The 15,935-nt window shown below is 66.0% G+C and carries 19 protein-coding genes; 11 read left to right on the forward strand and 8 right to left on the reverse strand.

Features of this window, described 5'->3' with window-relative positions:
- The first annotated feature begins 167 nt into the window (after window positions 1-167).
- Window positions 168-851, forward strand: a complete 684-nt coding sequence (fasR, locus tag CDN38_RS07185; protein ID WP_075511058.1) for an HTH-type transcriptional activator FasR — start codon at window positions 168-170, stop codon at window positions 849-851.
- Here fasR and CDN38_RS07190 read toward each other — a convergent pair.
- The gene (locus tag CDN38_RS07190) at window positions 848-1,093 is read right to left on the reverse strand and encodes a DUF3107 domain-containing protein (RefSeq protein ID WP_075511059.1); all 246 of its coding nucleotides are present in this window, start codon (window positions 1,091-1,093) and stop codon (window positions 848-850) included. The genes fasR and CDN38_RS07190 overlap by 4 nt on opposite strands.
- Window positions 1,094-1,277: 184 nt before the next feature.
- Between CDN38_RS07190 and CDN38_RS07195 the strand changes: the two genes are divergently transcribed.
- The gene (locus CDN38_RS07195) at window positions 1,278-2,075 is read left to right on the forward strand and encodes a hypothetical protein (RefSeq protein ID WP_233026791.1); all 798 of its coding nucleotides are present in this window, start codon (window positions 1,278-1,280) and stop codon (window positions 2,073-2,075) included.
- Window positions 2,076-2,081: 6 nt separating this feature from the next.
- On the opposite strand, the gene CDN38_RS07200 is transcribed toward CDN38_RS07195, so the two are convergent.
- Window positions 2,082-2,777: a ferritin-like fold-containing protein gene (locus tag CDN38_RS07200; RefSeq protein WP_075511060.1), complete on the reverse strand. Its 696-nt coding sequence runs from the start codon at window positions 2,775-2,777 to the stop codon at window positions 2,082-2,084.
- 257 nt (window positions 2,778-3,034) lie between these two features.
- Here CDN38_RS07200 and CDN38_RS07205 point away from each other — a divergent pair, with 257 nt between their 5' ends.
- Together CDN38_RS07205 and CDN38_RS07210 are read left to right on the forward strand one after the other, a co-directional pair.
- On the forward strand, window positions 3,035-4,549 hold the full coding sequence (locus CDN38_RS07205) for a DEAD/DEAH box helicase (protein ID WP_075511061.1): 1,515 nt from the start codon (window positions 3,035-3,037) through the stop codon (window positions 4,547-4,549).
- 15 nt (window positions 4,550-4,564) lie between these two features.
- Window positions 4,565-5,788, forward strand: coding sequence for an Rv3212 family protein (locus CDN38_RS07210; protein WP_099318873.1), 1,224 nt, complete (start codon window positions 4,565-4,567; stop codon window positions 5,786-5,788).
- 86 nt (window positions 5,789-5,874) lie between these two features.
- Here the strand turns inward: CDN38_RS07210 and CDN38_RS07215 are convergent, their stop codons facing one another.
- The gene (locus CDN38_RS07215; RefSeq protein ID WP_023371712.1) at window positions 5,875-6,675 is read right to left on the reverse strand and encodes a ParA family protein; all 801 of its coding nucleotides are present in this window, start codon (window positions 6,673-6,675) and stop codon (window positions 5,875-5,877) included.
- Between the two features lie 76 nt (window positions 6,676-6,751).
- On the opposite strand from CDN38_RS07215, the gene CDN38_RS07220 reads away from it, so the two are divergent.
- Genes CDN38_RS07220 through CDN38_RS07230 form a run of 3 tightly spaced genes read left to right on the forward strand, consistent with a single transcriptional unit; the run spans window position 6,752 to window position 8,936 of the window.
- The gene (locus CDN38_RS07220) at window positions 6,752-7,351 is read left to right on the forward strand and encodes an acid phosphatase (RefSeq protein ID WP_075511063.1); all 600 of its coding nucleotides are present in this window, start codon (window positions 6,752-6,754) and stop codon (window positions 7,349-7,351) included.
- The gene (locus CDN38_RS07225) at window positions 7,315-8,448 is read left to right on the forward strand and encodes an isochorismate synthase (protein WP_075511064.1); all 1,134 of its coding nucleotides are present in this window, start codon (window positions 7,315-7,317) and stop codon (window positions 8,446-8,448) included. The genes CDN38_RS07220 and CDN38_RS07225 overlap by 37 nt, the downstream gene beginning before the upstream one ends.
- Entirely contained in the window at window positions 8,445-8,936 is a 492-nt protein-coding gene (locus CDN38_RS07230) for a GNAT family N-acetyltransferase (protein WP_075511065.1), read from the forward strand. The genes CDN38_RS07225 and CDN38_RS07230 overlap by 4 nt, the downstream gene beginning before the upstream one ends.
- Here CDN38_RS07230 and CDN38_RS07235 read toward each other — a convergent pair.
- A complete protein-coding gene (locus CDN38_RS07235; RefSeq protein WP_075511094.1) occupies window positions 8,888-9,268 on the reverse strand; it encodes a hypothetical protein in 381 nt (126 codons plus the stop codon). The genes CDN38_RS07230 and CDN38_RS07235 overlap by 49 nt on opposite strands.
- 494 nt (window positions 9,269-9,762) lie before the next feature.
- Between CDN38_RS07235 and CDN38_RS07240 the strand changes: the two genes are divergently transcribed.
- Both CDN38_RS07240 and whiB1 read left to right on the forward strand, forming a co-directional pair.
- A complete protein-coding gene (locus CDN38_RS07240) occupies window positions 9,763-10,728 on the forward strand; it encodes a diacylglycerol/lipid kinase family protein (protein ID WP_075511066.1) in 966 nt (321 codons plus the stop codon).
- 276 nt (window positions 10,729-11,004) lie between these two features.
- A complete protein-coding gene (gene whiB1, locus CDN38_RS07245) occupies window positions 11,005-11,259 on the forward strand; it encodes a transcriptional regulator WhiB1 (RefSeq protein ID WP_023371700.1) in 255 nt (84 codons plus the stop codon).
- Between the two features lie 57 nt (window positions 11,260-11,316).
- Here the strand turns inward: whiB1 and CDN38_RS07250 are convergent, their stop codons facing one another.
- Both CDN38_RS07250 and CDN38_RS07255 read right to left on the reverse strand, forming a co-directional pair.
- Entirely contained in the window at window positions 11,317-12,822 is a 1,506-nt protein-coding gene (locus CDN38_RS07250; RefSeq protein WP_075511067.1) for a sensor histidine kinase, read from the reverse strand.
- Between the two features lie 46 nt (window positions 12,823-12,868).
- On the reverse strand, window positions 12,869-13,084 hold the full coding sequence (locus CDN38_RS07255; RefSeq protein WP_075511095.1) for a biotin/lipoyl-binding carrier protein: 216 nt from the start codon (window positions 13,082-13,084) through the stop codon (window positions 12,869-12,871).
- A 200-nt stretch (window positions 13,085-13,284) separates the two neighbouring features.
- Here CDN38_RS07255 and CDN38_RS32895 point away from each other — a divergent pair, with 200 nt between their 5' ends.
- Window positions 13,285-13,359, forward strand: a complete 75-nt coding sequence (locus CDN38_RS32895; RefSeq protein WP_003416889.1) for a 50S ribosomal protein bL37 — start codon at window positions 13,285-13,287, stop codon at window positions 13,357-13,359.
- Between the two features lie 302 nt (window positions 13,360-13,661).
- Here the strand turns inward: CDN38_RS32895 and rsrA are convergent, their stop codons facing one another.
- Together rsrA and CDN38_RS07270 are read right to left on the reverse strand one after the other, a co-directional pair.
- Window positions 13,662-13,967: a mycothiol system anti-sigma-R factor gene (rsrA, locus tag CDN38_RS07265; protein ID WP_036404301.1), complete on the reverse strand. Its 306-nt coding sequence runs from the start codon at window positions 13,965-13,967 to the stop codon at window positions 13,662-13,664.
- Window positions 13,964-14,614, reverse strand: coding sequence for a sigma-70 family RNA polymerase sigma factor (locus CDN38_RS07270; protein ID WP_408633059.1), 651 nt, complete (start codon window positions 14,612-14,614; stop codon window positions 13,964-13,966). The genes rsrA and CDN38_RS07270 overlap by 4 nt, the downstream gene beginning before the upstream one ends.
- A gap of 398 nt (window positions 14,615-15,012) precedes the next feature.
- Between CDN38_RS07270 and CDN38_RS07275 the strand changes: the two genes are divergently transcribed.
- Window positions 15,013-15,861: an SDR family oxidoreductase gene (locus tag CDN38_RS07275; protein WP_075511069.1), complete on the forward strand. Its 849-nt coding sequence runs from the start codon at window positions 15,013-15,015 to the stop codon at window positions 15,859-15,861.
- Window positions 15,862-15,935 lie beyond the last annotated feature (74 nt).

The following is a 15,935-nucleotide window of genomic DNA, read 5'->3' on the forward strand; positions in this document are numbered from 1 at the left end:
ACTGCCACCCCTGGCGCGCCCGAATACACCGGCCGGAGCCCTCCAACCAGCGTCGACAATGTCTGTTCGGATCGGCGGGCACCTCGGGTAGTAATGTCTTGCGATAAACCGTGCGGGCGCGGGGATGGCAAGTCGCCCGCGAATCAGCACGAGCGGATTGAGGACCGATGAGCGATCTCGCCAAAGCTGCACAACGGCGTGCCGTCAGATCGGCCGACCGGATGCGGCCGGTGGAGGTTCCGGCCCAGAACCGCAAAGGCAATCGGCTGCCCCGCGATGAGCGCCGTGGCCAGTTGCTGGTCTTGGCCAGCGACGTCTTTGTCGACCGCGGCTACCACGCCGCCGGCATGGACGAGATCGCCGACCGCGCTGGTGTCAGCAAACCTGTGCTGTATCAACACTTTTCGAGCAAGCTGGAATTGTATCTGGCGGTGCTCAAGCGGCATGTTGACAACTTGGTGTGCGGCGTCCAGCAGGCGCTGCGCACCACCACCGACAACCGCGGGCGCTTGCACGCAGCTGTGCAGGCATTCTTCGACTTCATCGATCACGACGGCCAGGGGTACCGGCTGATCTTCGAAAACGACTATGTCACCGAGCCCGAGGTCGCCGCGCAGGTGCGTGTTGCCACTGAATCATGCATCGACGCGGTGTTCGCGCTGATCAGTGAGGACTCGGGCCTGGACCCGCACCGCGCCCGGATGATCGCGGTGGGCTTGGTCGGCATGAGTGTCGACTGCGCCCGGTACTGGCTGGATTCCGACCGCCCCATTTCCAAATCGGACGCCGTCGAAGGCACCGTGCAGTTCGCCTGGGGCGGTCTGTCGCACGTGCCGCTTGCCCGCTCCTAGCTCCGCGCGGCGTCTGCGCCGATTCCGAACCCAACCCGGCGAGCGTCGGCGACGCCGATTTCGACATAGGCGATCTTGGCGGCATCAATCAGGAACCGACGGCCCCGGTCGTCGCTGAGGCTCAGCAGACCCGAATCCTCACGCAGCGCTGCCGCGACGAGTTCTTCGACCTCAGCAGGGGTCTGTGCACTGGCGAAGACCAGCTCGCGCGGACTATCCGTGATACCGATCTTGACCTCCACGGGGGCCCCTTCCGTTGGTGTTGAAGTCGCAGGCGTTTCAGCAGCAGGCTAGTAGACGCCGCCGGCGCCGACCGTACCCCCAGCCCCTAGCGCCATCATCACGATTGGGTCTAACTCGGCCCGACACGCCAACCGGCACCGGACCGTCATCGCGAGCGTCGATAACATCAGCCCCATCAGCAACATGTATCACACCCTGTACCAGGACTCGCGAGACTCTGGAGACTCCCGCGACGTCCGGGGCTACCCGGACGACGACGGTTATGACACCGAAGCCGACGACGACTACGGCTACGAGGGCGGCGGCTACGACGACGGCGGCTACGAGGACGGCGGCTACGGCGAGCTGGTCTGGTCGACCGGGAGTCGGTGGCGCCCTGTCGCCGCAATCCTCGGCGCGGTAGTGGCGCTCGGCGCCGTCGCGACCGCAGTCATCATCAACAGCGGCGACAGCGCCACGACAAAAGCGACGGTGGGGGCGCCAGTGGGAGCGCCAGTGCCGCGGACGGCGGTCTCCACCACGCCACGGACGACGGCCCCACCCGGCACGACACCGAGTCCGACGCCGAGTACAAGTGCACGGCCCGGCACGTCGGCGCCGCAGCTGGCCCCCGAGACCGTCACCACGGTGACGATTCCCAGCGCTGCCCCGAGCCGAATCCCGACCGCCGCGCCGCCGCAGCCGGGCACACCGCCGTCGGCGGCGCTGAGTCCCCGTGCCGTCTTCTACAGCGTGACCGGGACCAAGCAGCTCCTCGACATCGTCAACGTCGTCTACACCGACGAGCGGGGCTTTCCCGTCACCGAGTTCAATGTGGCGCTGCCGTGGACCAAGATGGTGGTGTTGAACCCCGGCGTGCAGACCGAGTCGGTGGTCGCGACCAGCATCTACAGCCGCCTCAACTGTGTGATCGTCAACGCCCAGGGTCAGCCGGTCGTGGTGTCGACCACCAACTCGATCCTGGCGACGTGCACTCGCTGACAGCGGTCAGGCCAGACCGAGTTCGCGCATCCGTTGGTCGTGTGTCTGCTGCAGACGCTCGAAGAAGGCGCTGAGCTGGCCCAGGCCACCGGAGCCCGCTACCACCAAGTCGACCAGTTCGTCGTGGTCGGCCAGCAGCAATTGAGCTTGCGTGATGGCCTCGCCCAGCAGTCGGCGTGACCACAGCGCAAGCCGGCTGCGCTGTTTTCCGCTGGCGGTGACTGCCGCACGTACCTCGGCGACCACAAACTGGGAGTGCCCAGTCTCGGCCAACGCCGCCCGCACCACGTCGGCAACCTCATCCGGCAGTCCATCGGCGATCTGTAGGTACAAGTCCGCGGCCAGCGCGTCACCGACGTAGGTCTTCACCAACGCTTCCAGCCACGTACTCGGCATCGTCAGCCGGTGGTAGTTCTCCAATGCCGAGACGTACTTCGACATCGCCGGCACCACGTCGACACCGCGGCGTTCCAGCGCGTCGCGCAATAGCTCGTAGTGAGCCATTTCGGCGGCCGCGATGCTGGCCATCGAGATCCGCCCCTGCAGATTCGGCGCCATCCGCGCCTCGTCGGTCAGCCGATAAAAGGCCGCCACCTCGCCATAGGCCAGCAGCGCGAACAACTCGTTGACGCCGGGATGGTCCGCCGGTAACCGTGGCCTGGTCGAATCGGCCACCTGATCGGCGGATGTGGGCGAAGTCATGGCAACACTCTAGTCGCCGGAACCACTCGCACACCGGTGACAGTTGGCCAACCAGCTATCATGGGATTCGGTAGTGGCTGGATCTGTGCTGCTACTACCGGAAATGTGCGTGCACGTAGCTGCGCCCGCCCAGATCGAGCAGCGGGCCGGCCTCTCGGCGACATATCGGAGTCGGAACTCGTGCGCGCGATGAACCGCGACAAAGAAGTACCGACACCAGACCGATATTCGTCACCGAAAGGCTCTTCACCCCCCTAATGACCGCACTCAAAAGCACAACCGAACACAGCTTTGCCCAACTCGGAGTCCGCGACGAAATTGTGCGCGCACTGCGGGAAAAGGGCATTGAGCATCCCTTTGCTATCCAAGAACTCACCCTGCCCCTGGCGCTGGCCGGCGAAGACGTGATCGGCCAAGCCCGAACGGGCATGGGCAAGACTTTCGCGTTCGGCGTGCCGCTGCTGCAGCGCATCACCTCCGAAACCGCGGCGCGGCCCCTCACCGGCACCCCCCGGGCCTTGGTGGTGGTGCCCACCCGCGAGTTGTGCCTGCAGGTCACCGATGACCTGGCCACCGCGGCCAAGTACCTCACCGCCGACGAAACGCGTCGCTTGGCGGTGGTCTCGATTTACGGAGGGCGGGCCTACGAGCCCCAGGTCGAGGCGCTGCGCGCCGGCGCCGACGTCGTCGTGGGCACCCCGGGCCGGCTGCTGGACCTGTCCCAGCAGGGCCACCTGCAGCTGGGCGGACTGTCGGTGCTGGTGCTCGACGAAGCCGACGAGATGCTGGACCTGGGCTTTCTACCCGACATCGAGCGCATCCTGCGGCAGATCCCGGCCGAGCGGCAATCGATGCTGTTCTCGGCGACCATGCCGGACCCGATCATCACCCTGGCCCGCACCTTCATGGTCCAGCCGACACATATCCGAGCCGAGGCACCGCACTCCCTGGCCGTGCACGACACCACCGAGCAGTTCGTCTATCGGGCCCACGCCCTGGACAAGGTGGAGCTGGTCAGCCGGATTCTGCAGGCCCGGGACCGGGGCGCGACGATGGTCTTCACCCGCACCAAGCGCACCGCCCAGAAGGTTGCCGACGAGCTGAACGAACGCGGTTTTGCGGTGGGCGCCGTGCACGGTGATCTCGGGCAGGTGGCCCGCGAGAAGGCGCTCAAGTCGTTCCGCGCAGGCGAGATCGACGTCCTGGTCGCCACCGACGTGGCCGCGCGCGGCATCGACATCGACGATGTCACCCACGTCATCAACTACCAGTGCCCCGAAGACGAGAAGATGTATGTCCACCGCATCGGGCGCACCGGCCGGGCCGGACGCACCGGCGTCGCGGTCACCCTGGTGGACTGGGACGAGTTGGACCGCTGGACGATGATCGACAAGGCACTGGGCCTGGGCTCTCCCGACCCCGCCGAAACCTACTCCAGCTCACCGCACTTGTATGCCGAGCTGTCCATCCCCGCCGACGCCGCGGCCACCGTCGGTCCCCCGCGCGGATCGCAGCCCAAGCGCCGCGCCACCGATCAGGAAGGCCGGCAGTCGGTAGCCGCTCGCTCCGGAGCGAGGCGTCGGCAGCGCACCCGCGGCGGCAAACCGATCACCGGACATCCCGCCACCAGCCCGGTTAATGAGGCCGCGGCAGAGCCGGGTTCCGGTTCCGGGTCGAGCTCCCCCGCGGCGAACGGCGGGGCCACCCGGCGCCGGCGTCGACGCCGCAAGCCCGCCTGCGTGGCGGACAACGCCACCGCCTCGGCCAACTGAGGCCGACGCTCGAGCATGGTCAAACCGGAGCGGCGCACCAGGGGCGATATCCTGGCCGCCGCGACCATCGTCGTGGTGGTTGCCGTGGCTGCGGCGCTGATCTGGTGGACCAGCGACGCCCGGGCCACCATCAGCCGGCCGGCCGCGACTCCGGTGCCCAACCCCACGCCGGCCCGAGAAGTCCCAGGCACACTGAAGCAGCTCTGGAGCGCGCCAAGCCCCGCCAGCCGGGTACCCGTCGCGGTCGGCGGGACCGTCGTCACCGGCGACGGACGCCACGTGGACGGGCGAGATCCGGCCACCGGTGAGACGCTCTGGAGCTACGCCCGCGACACCGACCTGTGCGGGGTGACCTGGGTCTACCGCTACGCCGTCGCCGTCTACCGCGACGACCGCGGGTGCGGTCAGGTCAGCACCATCGACGGGTCGACCGGACGCCGCGGACCCGCCCGCAGCGGCTACGCCGACCCGCGGGTAGGCCTGTCCTCCGACGGCACGACGGTGTTGTCGGCCGGCAACACCCGCCTGGAACTGTGGCGATCCGACATGGTCCGGATGCTGTCCTACGGCGAGACCGACGCCCGGGTGAAACCGTCAAATCGGGGTCTGCACTCGGGATGCACGCTGGAATCGGCCGCGGCCAGTTCGTCATCGGTGGCAGTTCTCGAGGCTTGCGCCAACCAGGCCGACGTGCGGCTGGTCCTGCTGCGCCCGGGCAAGGAAGAGGACGAGCCGGAACAGCGGATCGTGCCCGAACCCGGGATCCGGCCGGGATCGGGAGCACGGGTGCTGATCGTCTCGCAGAACAACACCGCGGTGTACCTGCCCGGTGAATCCGGCGCGCAGCCACGAGTGGACGTGGTCGACGAGACGGGCACCACCGTGGCAAGCACGCTGCTGCCCAAGCCGCCGTCACCCGAGGCCACGGTGTCGCAGAGCGGCAACCTGGTGACCTGGTGGACCGGCGATGCGCTGCTGGTTTTCGACAGCGGCAAACTGACCCAGCGCTACACCATTGCCGCCGGCGAGACGGCGGCGCCGGTAGGACCGGGGGTGATGATGGCAGGTCAGCTGATCGTGCCGGTCACCGGCGCGATCGGTGTCTACGATCCGGTCAGCGGCGCCAACAACCGTTACATCCCGGTGGACCGTCAGCCGACCGGCTCGGCGGTGATCCCGGTCGTTGTGGGATCCAGGGTGATCGAGCAGCGTGGCGACTCAGTGGTGGCATTGGGCTGAACCCGGCGCCGGGCCGCCATGCGCGAGCAGACACGCAATCGCACATTCCGAGCTGTCTTGATGCGATTCTGTGTCTGGTCGCGGGGCTAAAGCTCCACCGCGAATGTGGGTAGCGGCTTGCCCGACTTCCAGTGCTTCAGCAGCGCCTGGGCCAGGTCGCGATAGGCCACCGCCCCCTTGTTCTTGCGCCCGGCCATGACTGACGAGCCCGATGCGCTGGCCTCGGCGAAACGCACCGTGCGCGGAATCGGCGGGGCCAGCACCGGCAGACCGTAGCGATCGGCGACATCGAGCAGGACGTCGCGGGTATGGGTGGTTCGGGAGTCATAGAGGGTGGGTAGTGCCCCCAGCAACCGCAGATTCGGGTTGGTTATCTGCTGAACGTCAGCGACGGTGCGCAGCAGCTGTCCAACACCACGGTGGGCCAGCGTCTCGCACTGCAGCGGAACGATGACTTCGTCGGCGGCCGTGAGTCCGTTGAGCGTGAGCACCCCCAACGACGGCGGACAGTCGACGATGACCACGTCGAACTGGTCGGAGAGTTTGGCCAGCGCCCGTTTGAGCGCATACTCCCGGCCGGCACGCATCAACAACATCGCTTCGGCGCCGGCTAAGTCGATGTTGGCCGGCAGCAGCGCCATTCCTTCCATGGTGGTCACCAGCGCGGTGTTCGGCTCCACTTCCCCGAGCAGCACCTCGTGCACGGACACCGGTAGCTTGTCGGGGTCCTGGCCAAGCGAGAACGTCAAACAACCCTGCGGATCGAGATCGACGAGCAGCACCCGCCGACCCTTATCCACCATCGCCGCGCCGAGCGAGGCGACCGTTGTCGTCTTGGCCACCCCGCCCTTCTGGTTGGCCACCGCCAGTACCCGGGTCTCTGTCACAGTGCCATCCTGGCATGTCCCCGGCAGTCTGGTAGGGGCGACGGGTCCGGCATGTCGTCCGGCACAATCGGTCGGCATGGGCATACACGAGCACCGGCTGCTACTGGTCCGCCACGGCGACACCGAGTGGTCGAATTCGGGCCAGCACACTGGCCGAACCGATATCGAGCTGACCGAAGCCGGCCGGATACAGGCTGAGCTGGCCGGAAAAGCTCTGGGTGAACTCGATCTCGACAACCCACTGGTGATCAGTAGCCCACGTAAACGGGCGCTGACCACCGCCGAGTTGGCCGGGCTGACGGTCGATGAGATATCTCCACTGATCGCCGAATGGGACTACGGCGCCTACGAGGGGCTGACGACCGCCCAGATCCGTGAGATCGAACCAGACTGGCTGGTGTGGACGCACGGATGCCCCGACGGTGAGAGCGTCGCGCAGGTCAGCGAGCGCGCTGACCGGGCTGTCGCGCTGGCACTGGAGCACCTGGCGTCACGCGACGTCGTCTTCGTCGGCCACAGCCACTTTTCGCGGGCGGTGATCACCCGCTGGGTCGAGCTACCGCTCGTCGAGGGCAGCCGCTTCTACATGCACACCGCTTCGGTCAGCATCTGCGGGTTCGAACACCGGATACGCCAGCTATGCGCGCTCGGAGTGAAGGGGCGTCCCGGCAATTGAGCCCCCTTGAGCCGCCCTTCGCGCTGCGCGGACCCGGACGAACTCTGGTCGCCGACGGGGTGCGGACACGTTACCGCGACATACCGGCGGCGCAAGCGGCGCTGCGCTCCGCTTCTGTGCCGATGATATTGGGCGCGTTGCCTTTCGACGTCAGCGAACCGGCCGCGTTGATGGAGCCGACGAGCGTTCAGCGCCTCGAGGCGCTGCCCGGCTGGCCAACCGGCCCGCTGTCGGCGGTTCACATCAGCGCCGCCGTTCCGCCGCTCGCCGAGCACCGCGCCCGAATCAGCTACGCGCGGGATCAGCTTGCTGCACTTGATAATCCGTTGCGCAAGGTGGTGCTGGCCCGGGCACTGCGGCTTACCGCCGACGCTCCGCTGGACGCCCGCGTCATCCTGCGCAGGTTGGTCGCGGCCGACCCGGCGTCCTACGGCTATCTCGTCGACCTGAGCGCCGCCGGCGACGATTATCTGGGAGCGGCTCTGGTGGGCGCCAGTCCGGAACTGCTGGTCGCGCGATCCGGTGACCGGGTCGCCTGCCAGCCGTTCGCCGGGTCAGCCCCCCGCGCCGCCGACCCCGAAATCGACGCCGCCAATGCGGCTGCGCTGGCCGGCTCGGCCAAGAACCGGCACGAGCATCAGTTGGTTATCGACACAATGTACGCGGCCCTGGAACCCCTCTGCGACGACCTGGAAATCGCATCCGAGCCCCAACTGACCCGCACTGCGGCGGTCTGGCACCTATGCACACCAATCATCGGTCACCTGCGCGACACCGCTACTACCGCAATCGATTTAGCGCTGGCGCTACATCCCACGCCCGCCGTCGGCGGTGTGCCGACAAGCGCCGCCGGCGAGCTCATCGCTGCGCTGGAAGGCGACCGCGGCTTCTATGCGGGCACCGTGGGTTGGTGCGATGCGCGCGGTGACGGCTGTTGGGTGGTGTCCATCCGCTGCGCTCAGCTGTCAGCCGACCGTCGTACCGCGATCGCCCATGCCGGCGGTGGAATCGTCGCCGAATCCGATCCTGATGACGAAGTTGAGGAAACCACAACGAAATTCGCGACGATGCTGACCGCATTGGGAGTGCAGCAGTGACCGAGAACATCCGCCACGCCATACCGGACGACATCGCCGATATCGTGGCCATGGTTCACGATCTCGCGGAATTCGAGCGCGCCGCCGATCAATGCACCGTCACCGAAAAGCAATTGTACACAGCGCTTTTCGGCCCATACCCGACGGTTCGAGGACACGTCGTCGACAGCGACGGTCAGATCGCGGCAATGGCGTTGGGGTTTCTGAACTTCTCCACCTGGGATGGTGTCGCCGGCATCTTTCTGGAAGATCTCTATGTGCGGCCGAGCTTTCGCCGCCGTGGCCTGGCCCGCAGGCTGCTGGCCACACTGGCCGGTGAATGCCTCGACAACGGCTACACACGGCTGTCCTGGGCCGTGCTGAACTGGAATTCCGATGCCTCCGATGCCGTAGCCCTCTACGACGGGATCGGTGGACAGCCGCAGCGCGAGTGGACCACCTATCGGCTGTCCGGGCCGGGCTTGGTTGCGTTGGCCGGACCGCGGTGATCGCTGCCGGCCACCCAGCGCAGCGTTGGAGGGCTGAAGAGCAGTACCAGAACTGTCAGCGCCACGATCGCTACCGGGATCCCGAACGCCGGCTGCCGCGAGCCAACGCTCAGATACCACGCCACCGGCAGCAGTAATAGCTGGGTGAACACGGCCACGCCGCGGCCCGAGCGTTTGCCGACCACCAGAGCGCATCCGCCGGCCAGCACCCCGCCGCCGATCAATACGAACCAGACGGCGGTTCCGAGGCCATTGACCACGTGCTGATCGGCCCCGACGAGCCCGCGAACCACTAACACCGCAGCGGTCATCAGGGCTGTCGTGCCCTGCATTGCGACGATCAGTCCCGCGCCGCGCACGGTGGTCGGAGCAGTCACAGCATCAGCGTAGCCAGTGCAGCGTTGCGGCACCGTCGCCGCGCTTCAGTTGGAACTCACTAGTCAATCCTGTCGCTTTGATCGCAATTGTCACGTGAGCCTCTGCGGTGGGAGGTACCCAATTTGCCCAGCTCCGAGCGACAACTCGCCATCACCTCCGACACTCGTCACAGCGTGACGCCGGTGCGGTTGTCGCGGAAAGCCGGGCAAAAGGATGCCGGCCACCGTGCGTTCAATGAGGCAATGTGGCGGATATGAGACCCTGCGGTCGCTGGCCCAGCCGCTCCTCAACGGGCCCCACCGGCCCGCATCGTCGCACGGCACAGCCCAATTGCCGCGCTCCTCAACGGGCCCCACCGGCCCGCATCGTCGCACGGCACAGCCCAATTGCCGCGCTCCTCAACGGGCCCCACCGGCCCGCATCGTCGCACGGCCTAGGCTCATGCCTCATGCGCGCCGTGCTGATCGTCAACCCCACCGCCACTTCCATCACACCGGCCGCCCGCGACCTGGTCGCCCACGCGCTCAAGAGCCGGCTGCAACTCACCGTCGAGCACACCAACCACCGCAGTCACGGGGCCGAACTCGGTCAAGCGGCCGTTGCCGCCGGGGTGGACGTGGTTGTCGTGCACGGTGGCGACGGCACGGTAAGCGCAGTGGTCAACGGCATGCTGGGCCGCCCGGGATCGACCCCCTCGGGCCCCATACCGGCGGTCGCAGTGGTACCCGGCGGCTCGGCGAACGTCCTGGCCAGAGCGCTGGGGATGTCGCGCGACCCGATTGCCGCCACCAACCAGCTCATCCAGCTGTTCGACGACTACGGCCGGCGTCCAGAATGGCGCCGTATCGGGCTGATCGATTGCGGTGACCGGTGGGCCGTGTTCAACACCGGAATGGGCGTTGACGCCGAGGTTGTTGCGGCCGTCGAGGCCGAACGCAGCAAAGGTGGCAAAGTCACGGCATGGCGCTACATCCGGGCTGCGGTTCCCGCCGTGCTGCGCTACCGGAATCGCGAACCCGTTCTTACGCTGGAACTTCCGGGCGATGAGCCGATTCCTGGGGTGAGCTTCGTCTTCGTGTCCAACTCGAGTCCGTGGACCTACGCAAACGACCGGCCGGTGTGGACCAACCCCGGCTGCACCTTCGAGTCTGGCCTGGGTGTGTTCGCCCTCACGACCGTGAAGACGATCCCGACGCTCCGCATCGTCCGGCAGATGTTCGCCAAGAGACCGAAGTTCGAGTTCAAACACCTCATCACCGACGATGACGTGGCTTGCGTACGGGTCACCAGCACCGCGGCTCCAGTTGCCTGTCAGTTCGACGGGGATTACCTCGGCGAGCGCCAAACCATGACCTTCCGGGCGGTTCCCGACGCGTTGGCGGTGGTAGCCCCGCCCCCCAAAAAATGGTTCTGACCTGCGGCGATCCAAGCTGTGACAGCGTTGGAACGTAAATGTGGGGCGCAATTGGGAGGCAGTGTAGTACAAATGAGTAAGGGCTTTGGTAAGAGAACGTCAAAGTGAGATAGCCCACGCGCTTAGGTAACACTATTGACATCTGTTGAGCCTGTGAAACGATCAAAAGGTTGCATGCAGAGACATGTAGGGGTACGGATACCTTTCTTGTGCACGCGTTAAGCCAGGAAAAACGCCCGTGCGCCTTGCTGCGCATTTAGTGAGGAGTAGTGACTAATGGATTGGCGCCACAAGGCGGTCTGCCGTGACGAAGATCCGGAGCTGTTCTTCCCGGTAGGGAACAGCGGCCCGGCACTCGCGCAGATCGCTGACGCGAAACTGGTCTGTAATCGGTGCCCGGTGACCACGGAATGCCTCAGCTGGGCCCTGAACACTGGCCAGGACTCGGGCGTCTGGGGCGGCATGAGCGAAGACGAGCGGCGCGCGCTGAAGCGCCGCAACGCCCGGACCAAGGCCCGTAGCGGAGTCTGACGACTCGGTAGCACAACAATACGGCCCCGGCAATGTCGGGGCCGTATTGTTGCGCCCTCATTGCACCATCAACCGGCCCCGCCGCCCGATCGGCACCCGCAACACCACATCGGTTCCGCGCTCAGGAGCCTCGCGCATACCTAAGGAACCGTCCAATTCCGCTGAGACCAGCGTCCGCACGATCTGCAAACCGAGGCTGTCGGACTTCTCCAGGTTGAACCCTTCGGGCAAACCCCGTCCATCGTCGTGAACCACGACATCGAGCCAACGCGCCGAGCGCTCGGCTCGAATCGTCACAGACCCACCATGAGCGGCAGGGTCGAACGCGTGCTCGATCGCGTTCTGCACCAATTCGGTGATCACCATGATAAGGGCCGTCGCGCGGTCGGAGTCCAGCACACCGAGGTCACCTACCCGGTTGATGCGGATCGGCCGGTCCACCGACGCCACGTCGTTCATGATCGGCAGAATCCGATCGATGACCTCGTCGAGATTCACCTGCTCGTCCACCGACATCGACAGCGCGTCGTGGACCAAGGCGATCGACGACACCCGACGCACCGACTCGATGAGGGCTTCCCGACCTTCGGCATTGGCGGTCCGCCGGGCCTGCAACCGCAGCAGCGCCGCTACCGTTTGCAGGTTGTTCTTCACCCGGTGGTGGATTTCCCGGATCGTCGCGTCCTTGGATATCAGGGCCCGGTCTCGGCGTTTCACCTCGGTGACGTCGCGGATCAGGATGGCGGCACCGGCGCTGGCGCCATGGACCATCAGCGGCAACGTCCGCAGCAGCACCGTGGCACCGCCGGCATCGACCTCCATCCGCATACTGGGCCCGCCGGTCAGCAGGTCGCGCACATGCTCGGCTACCTCTTCGGCCTCGAACGGATCCGAAATCAGCGGCCTGGTGACCTCCACGAGGTTGTGTCCCTCCAATTCCGTGGTCAGGCCCATCCGATGGTAGGCCGACAGCGCATTGGGGCTGGCGTACGCGACCACACCGTCGACGTTCAACCGAATGAAGCCGTCGCCTGCCCGCGGGGTCGAACGCGACATAGCCACGTCCCCGACGTCGGGAAATGTGCCTTCGGACAGCATGTGCAGCAGGTCGATAGCGCACTCCCGGTAGGCCGTCTCCAGGTGGCCGGACGCTCGTTGTGCCGCCACCGCCGTTTGATGCTGCGTCAGCACCGCCACCACCTGACCGCCATACCGCACCGGGGAGGCCGCAACGTTGGGGCCTGGCAGGTCGCCCGAATGGCATTCGGCCGCATCGCCTGGCCATCTGGCGGCGCCTGACGTGAAAGTCTCCGCAACCAGCGGCAGCTTGTCGCCGGCGACGGCGGTGCCCACCGCGTCGGTCTGCAGCACCGTCGGCGCGGTGTTGGGCCGGCATTGCGCCACGCATACCAGCACGCCGTCGTCGCGGCGAACCCACATCAAATAGTCGGCGAACGACAAGTCGGCAAGAAGCTGCCACTCCCCCACCACCGCATGCAGGTGGTCGACGGCGTTGCCCGGCAGCACCGTGTGTTCGGCCAGTAGATCACCGAGAGTGGACATCAAGAACTCCCGAGTCGCTCCCGGTTGGCGGGTATCGGTCCAACGGCTAACTGATCACCGCGATGAGATCGCCGGCCTGAATGACGTCGCCCACGGCCACGCTCACCTTGCTGACGGTGCCGTCGACCTCGGCCAGGACGGGGATCTCCATCTTCATCGACTCCAACAGCACCACGACGTCACCCTTACCGACTTGGTCACCTTCGCTGACCACGACTTCGAGCACGCTGGCCACGATCTCGGCGCGAACATTTTCGGACATCTTCACCCCACTCGTTCCGGCCATTTCCCATGCTGACTGCTGGTCTATCGGGCTGCGATCAGCTCATGTATATCGAACCATAAGGCCTGCGAGGGTTGCGGCGCGCGGGCTACCGCGGTCGCATCGGTGACCGCGTGAGACACTAGACCGCAACCGCGGGCCCGAGCTGCCCGCTTCTGACTCGATACGGAGGTTCGGTGATGGCCAAGCGTGGCCGAAAGAAGCGCGACCGCAAGTACAGCAAAGCCAACCACGGCAAGCGCCCGAACTCCTAGCCCGGCGACGATGCAGACCGCGTAGCGGTCTGAGGAGGAGCCGGGCAATCAGGCCCAGCCCGGCGACGATGCAGACCGCGTAGCGGTCTGAGGAGGAGCCGGGCAATCAGGCCCAGCCCGGCGACGATGCAGACCGCGTAGCGGTCTGAGGAGGAGCCGGGCAATCAGGCCCAGCCCGGCGACGATGCAGACCGCGTAGCGGTCTGAGGAGGAGCCGGGCAATCAGGCCCAGCCCGGCGACGATGCAGACCGCGTAGCGGTCTGAGGAGGAGCCGGGCAATCAGGCCCAGCCCGGCGAATCCTTACTCGCTACGACGGATGATGGTCGTCCGGCGTATCTCCAGCCGCACCCGCTCGCGCAGGCCCTCGGGCGCCTTCTCGCCTTTGCACTTGGTTGCTATCAGCAGCTTGATCCGCTCCTCCAGCCCATAATGCTTCAGGCAGCCGGGGCAGTCTTCGAGGTGCTGGCGTAGCTTCTGGCGGGTCTCCGCTGTGCATTCACCATCGAGCAGGGTCCATACCTCGGCAATCACCTCCGCACAGCCAACGTAACCATGGGAGTCCTCGCGGTCCGGGCTCGAGTCGCTTGAGCTGACTACATCGCTCATGACGACACCTCCTGGTGGGGTTGGTCACCGCGGACAAAGCCCCGCTCTTTGGCCACGTCAGCCAACAGAGCTCGCAACTGACGTCGACCGCGGTGCAGCCGCGACATCACCGTCCCGATTGGCGTATCCATGATCTCGGCGATCTCCTTGTAGGGAAAACCCTCGACGTCGGCGTAGTAGACCGCCATCCGGAATTCCTCCGGCAAGGCCTGCAGCGCCTCTTTGATTTCGGAGTCCGGCAACGCCTCGAGCGCCTCGACCTCAGCCGAACGCAGCCCGCTCGAGGAGTGCTCGGCGTTGGCGGCCAGTTGCCAGTCGGTGATCGCCTCGGTCGGATACTCCGCGGGTTGGCGCTGCTTCTTGCGGTAGCTGTTGATGTAGGTGTTCGTCAGGATCCGGTACAGCCAAGCCTTGAGGTTGGTGCCTTCCCGGAAAGAGCGGAATCCCGCGTAGGCCTTCACCATGGTCTCTTGCAGCAAGTCCTCGGCATCGGCCGGATTACGTGTCATGCGCAGCGCGCCACCATATAACTGGTCGAGCAGTGGAATCGCGTCGCGCTCGAAGCGCGCGGTCAGTTGTTCGTCCATCTCCGCATGCGGCTGGGAACCGGGAACCTCCGACCGGGTCTCGCCATCGATGTCGGCCATCTTGATTAACACGGTCCCTTCGGTTGCGGTGTCACCGGACAGCGTCGAAGGCCATGCCGGATTCGCAAGGGAGCGATCCAACTGCTCCTCACATAGCAGGCTCGTCGCAGTTGACACCGGGCTCCCTTCCCCCAATGTAGAGGTCGCGACCGACAGCATTTGCCTCGGTCCGTTGATTCTTGTTATCGCCGGACGGCCGCAGGGACCGCATCAATCAACGGCGTGAGCAGGCACACTATTTCCGAGCCGCAGCTCCGACGGTTCGCCGGCGGCCGGACGGAACGCCCGCCGACACTTCCCGCGGGCCCCCGGAGGATCATCGAGCTACCGAGGCGCGCCGGCCGCGCCGGAGACGTCCCGCAATTTGGATGGGTCGCCCGTCACGTTAGTGTGACGCCATGTCCCTTAACGGCAAGACCATGTTCATCTCTGGCGCGAGTCGTGGTATCGGCCTGGCGATCGCCAAACGCGCCGCACAAGACGGTGCCAACATCGCCTTGATCGCCAAGACCGCCGAACCCCACCCGAAGCTGCCGGGCACGGTGTACACCGCCGCCAAAGAGCTGGAGGAAGCCGGCGGTCAGGCCCTGCCGATCGTGGGGGATGTCCGTGACCCGGATTCGGTCGAGTCCGCGGTCGCCAAGACCGTCGAGCAGTTCGGCGGCATCGACATCTGCGTCAACAATGCCTCGGCGATCAACCTCGGGTCCATCACCGAAGTCCCGATGAAGCGCTTCGACCTGATGAACGGCATCCAGGTGCGCGGCACCTACGCCGTGTCGCAAGCGTGCATCCCACACATGAAGGGTCGGGAGAACCCGCACATTCTGACGCTGTCGCCACCGGTGTTGCTGGACAAGAAGTGGCTGAAGCCGACGGCCTACATGATGGCCAAATTCGGCATGACACTGTGCGCGCTGGGGATCGCCGAGGAGATGCGCGACGAGGGGATCGCGTCGAACACGTTGTGGCCGCGCACCCTGGTGGCCACCGCCGCGGTGCAGAACCTGCTCGGCGGCGACGAGGCGATGGCGCGGGCCCGCAAGCCCGAGGTATATGCCGACGCGGCCTACGTCATCCTCAACAAGCCTTCCCGCGAATACACGGGCAACTCGGTGCTGTGCGAGGACGTTCTGGTGGAATCCGGCATCACCGATTTGTCGGTATACGACTGCATACCGGGGGCCAAGCTCGGCGTCGACCTGTGGGTGGAAGAGGTCAACCCGCCGGGGTACGTCCAGCCTTGATCCCGCCTGGCCGAACCGGCAACACCGGGCATCGCTGCGTGTGCCTGGACTTGGCCGCGCGAATGTAACGCCAT

Source organism: Mycobacterium ostraviense (assembly GCF_002705925.1).
Classification (GTDB): domain Bacteria; phylum Actinomycetota; class Actinomycetes; order Mycobacteriales; family Mycobacteriaceae; genus Mycobacterium; species Mycobacterium ostraviense.

What these genes read in the sequence shown, in the direction of transcription:
- fasR (WP_075511058.1), top strand. Translation starts at nt 168, where the DNA reads ATGAGCGATCTCGCCAAAGCTGCACAACGGCGTGCCGTCAGATCGGCC.
- CDN38_RS07195 (WP_233026791.1), top strand. Translation starts at nt 1,278, where the DNA reads ATGTATCACACCCTGTACCAGGACTCGCGAGACTCTGGAGACTCCCGC.
- CDN38_RS07200 (WP_075511060.1), bottom strand. Translation starts at nt 2,777, where the DNA reads ATGACTTCGCCCACATCCGCCGATCAGGTGGCCGATTCGACCAGGCCA.
- CDN38_RS07205 (WP_075511061.1), top strand. Translation starts at nt 3,035, where the DNA reads ATGACCGCACTCAAAAGCACAACCGAACACAGCTTTGCCCAACTCGGA.
- CDN38_RS07210 (WP_099318873.1), top strand. Translation starts at nt 4,565, where the DNA reads ATGGTCAAACCGGAGCGGCGCACCAGGGGCGATATCCTGGCCGCCGCG.
- CDN38_RS07220 (WP_075511063.1), top strand. Translation starts at nt 6,752, where the DNA reads ATGGGCATACACGAGCACCGGCTGCTACTGGTCCGCCACGGCGACACC.
- CDN38_RS07225 (WP_075511064.1), top strand. Translation starts at nt 7,315, where the DNA reads ATGCGCGCTCGGAGTGAAGGGGCGTCCCGGCAATTGAGCCCCCTTGAG.
- CDN38_RS07235 (WP_075511094.1), bottom strand. Translation starts at nt 9,268, where the DNA reads ATGCAGGGCACGACAGCCCTGATGACCGCTGCGGTGTTAGTGGTTCGC.
- CDN38_RS07240 (WP_075511066.1), top strand. Translation starts at nt 9,763, where the DNA reads ATGCGCGCCGTGCTGATCGTCAACCCCACCGCCACTTCCATCACACCG.
- whiB1 (WP_023371700.1), top strand. Translation starts at nt 11,005, where the DNA reads ATGGATTGGCGCCACAAGGCGGTCTGCCGTGACGAAGATCCGGAGCTG.
- CDN38_RS07250 (WP_075511067.1), bottom strand. Translation starts at nt 12,822, where the DNA reads ATGTCCACTCTCGGTGATCTACTGGCCGAACACACGGTGCTGCCGGGC.
- CDN38_RS07255 (WP_075511095.1), bottom strand. Translation starts at nt 13,084, where the DNA reads ATGTCCGAAAATGTTCGCGCCGAGATCGTGGCCAGCGTGCTCGAAGTC.
- rsrA (WP_036404301.1), bottom strand. Translation starts at nt 13,967, where the DNA reads ATGAGCGATGTAGTCAGCTCAAGCGACTCGAGCCCGGACCGCGAGGAC.
- CDN38_RS07270 (WP_408633059.1), bottom strand. Translation starts at nt 14,614, where the DNA reads ATGGCCGACATCGATGGCGAGACCCGGTCGGAGGTTCCCGGTTCCCAG.
- CDN38_RS07275 (WP_075511069.1), top strand. Translation starts at nt 15,013, where the DNA reads ATGTCCCTTAACGGCAAGACCATGTTCATCTCTGGCGCGAGTCGTGGT.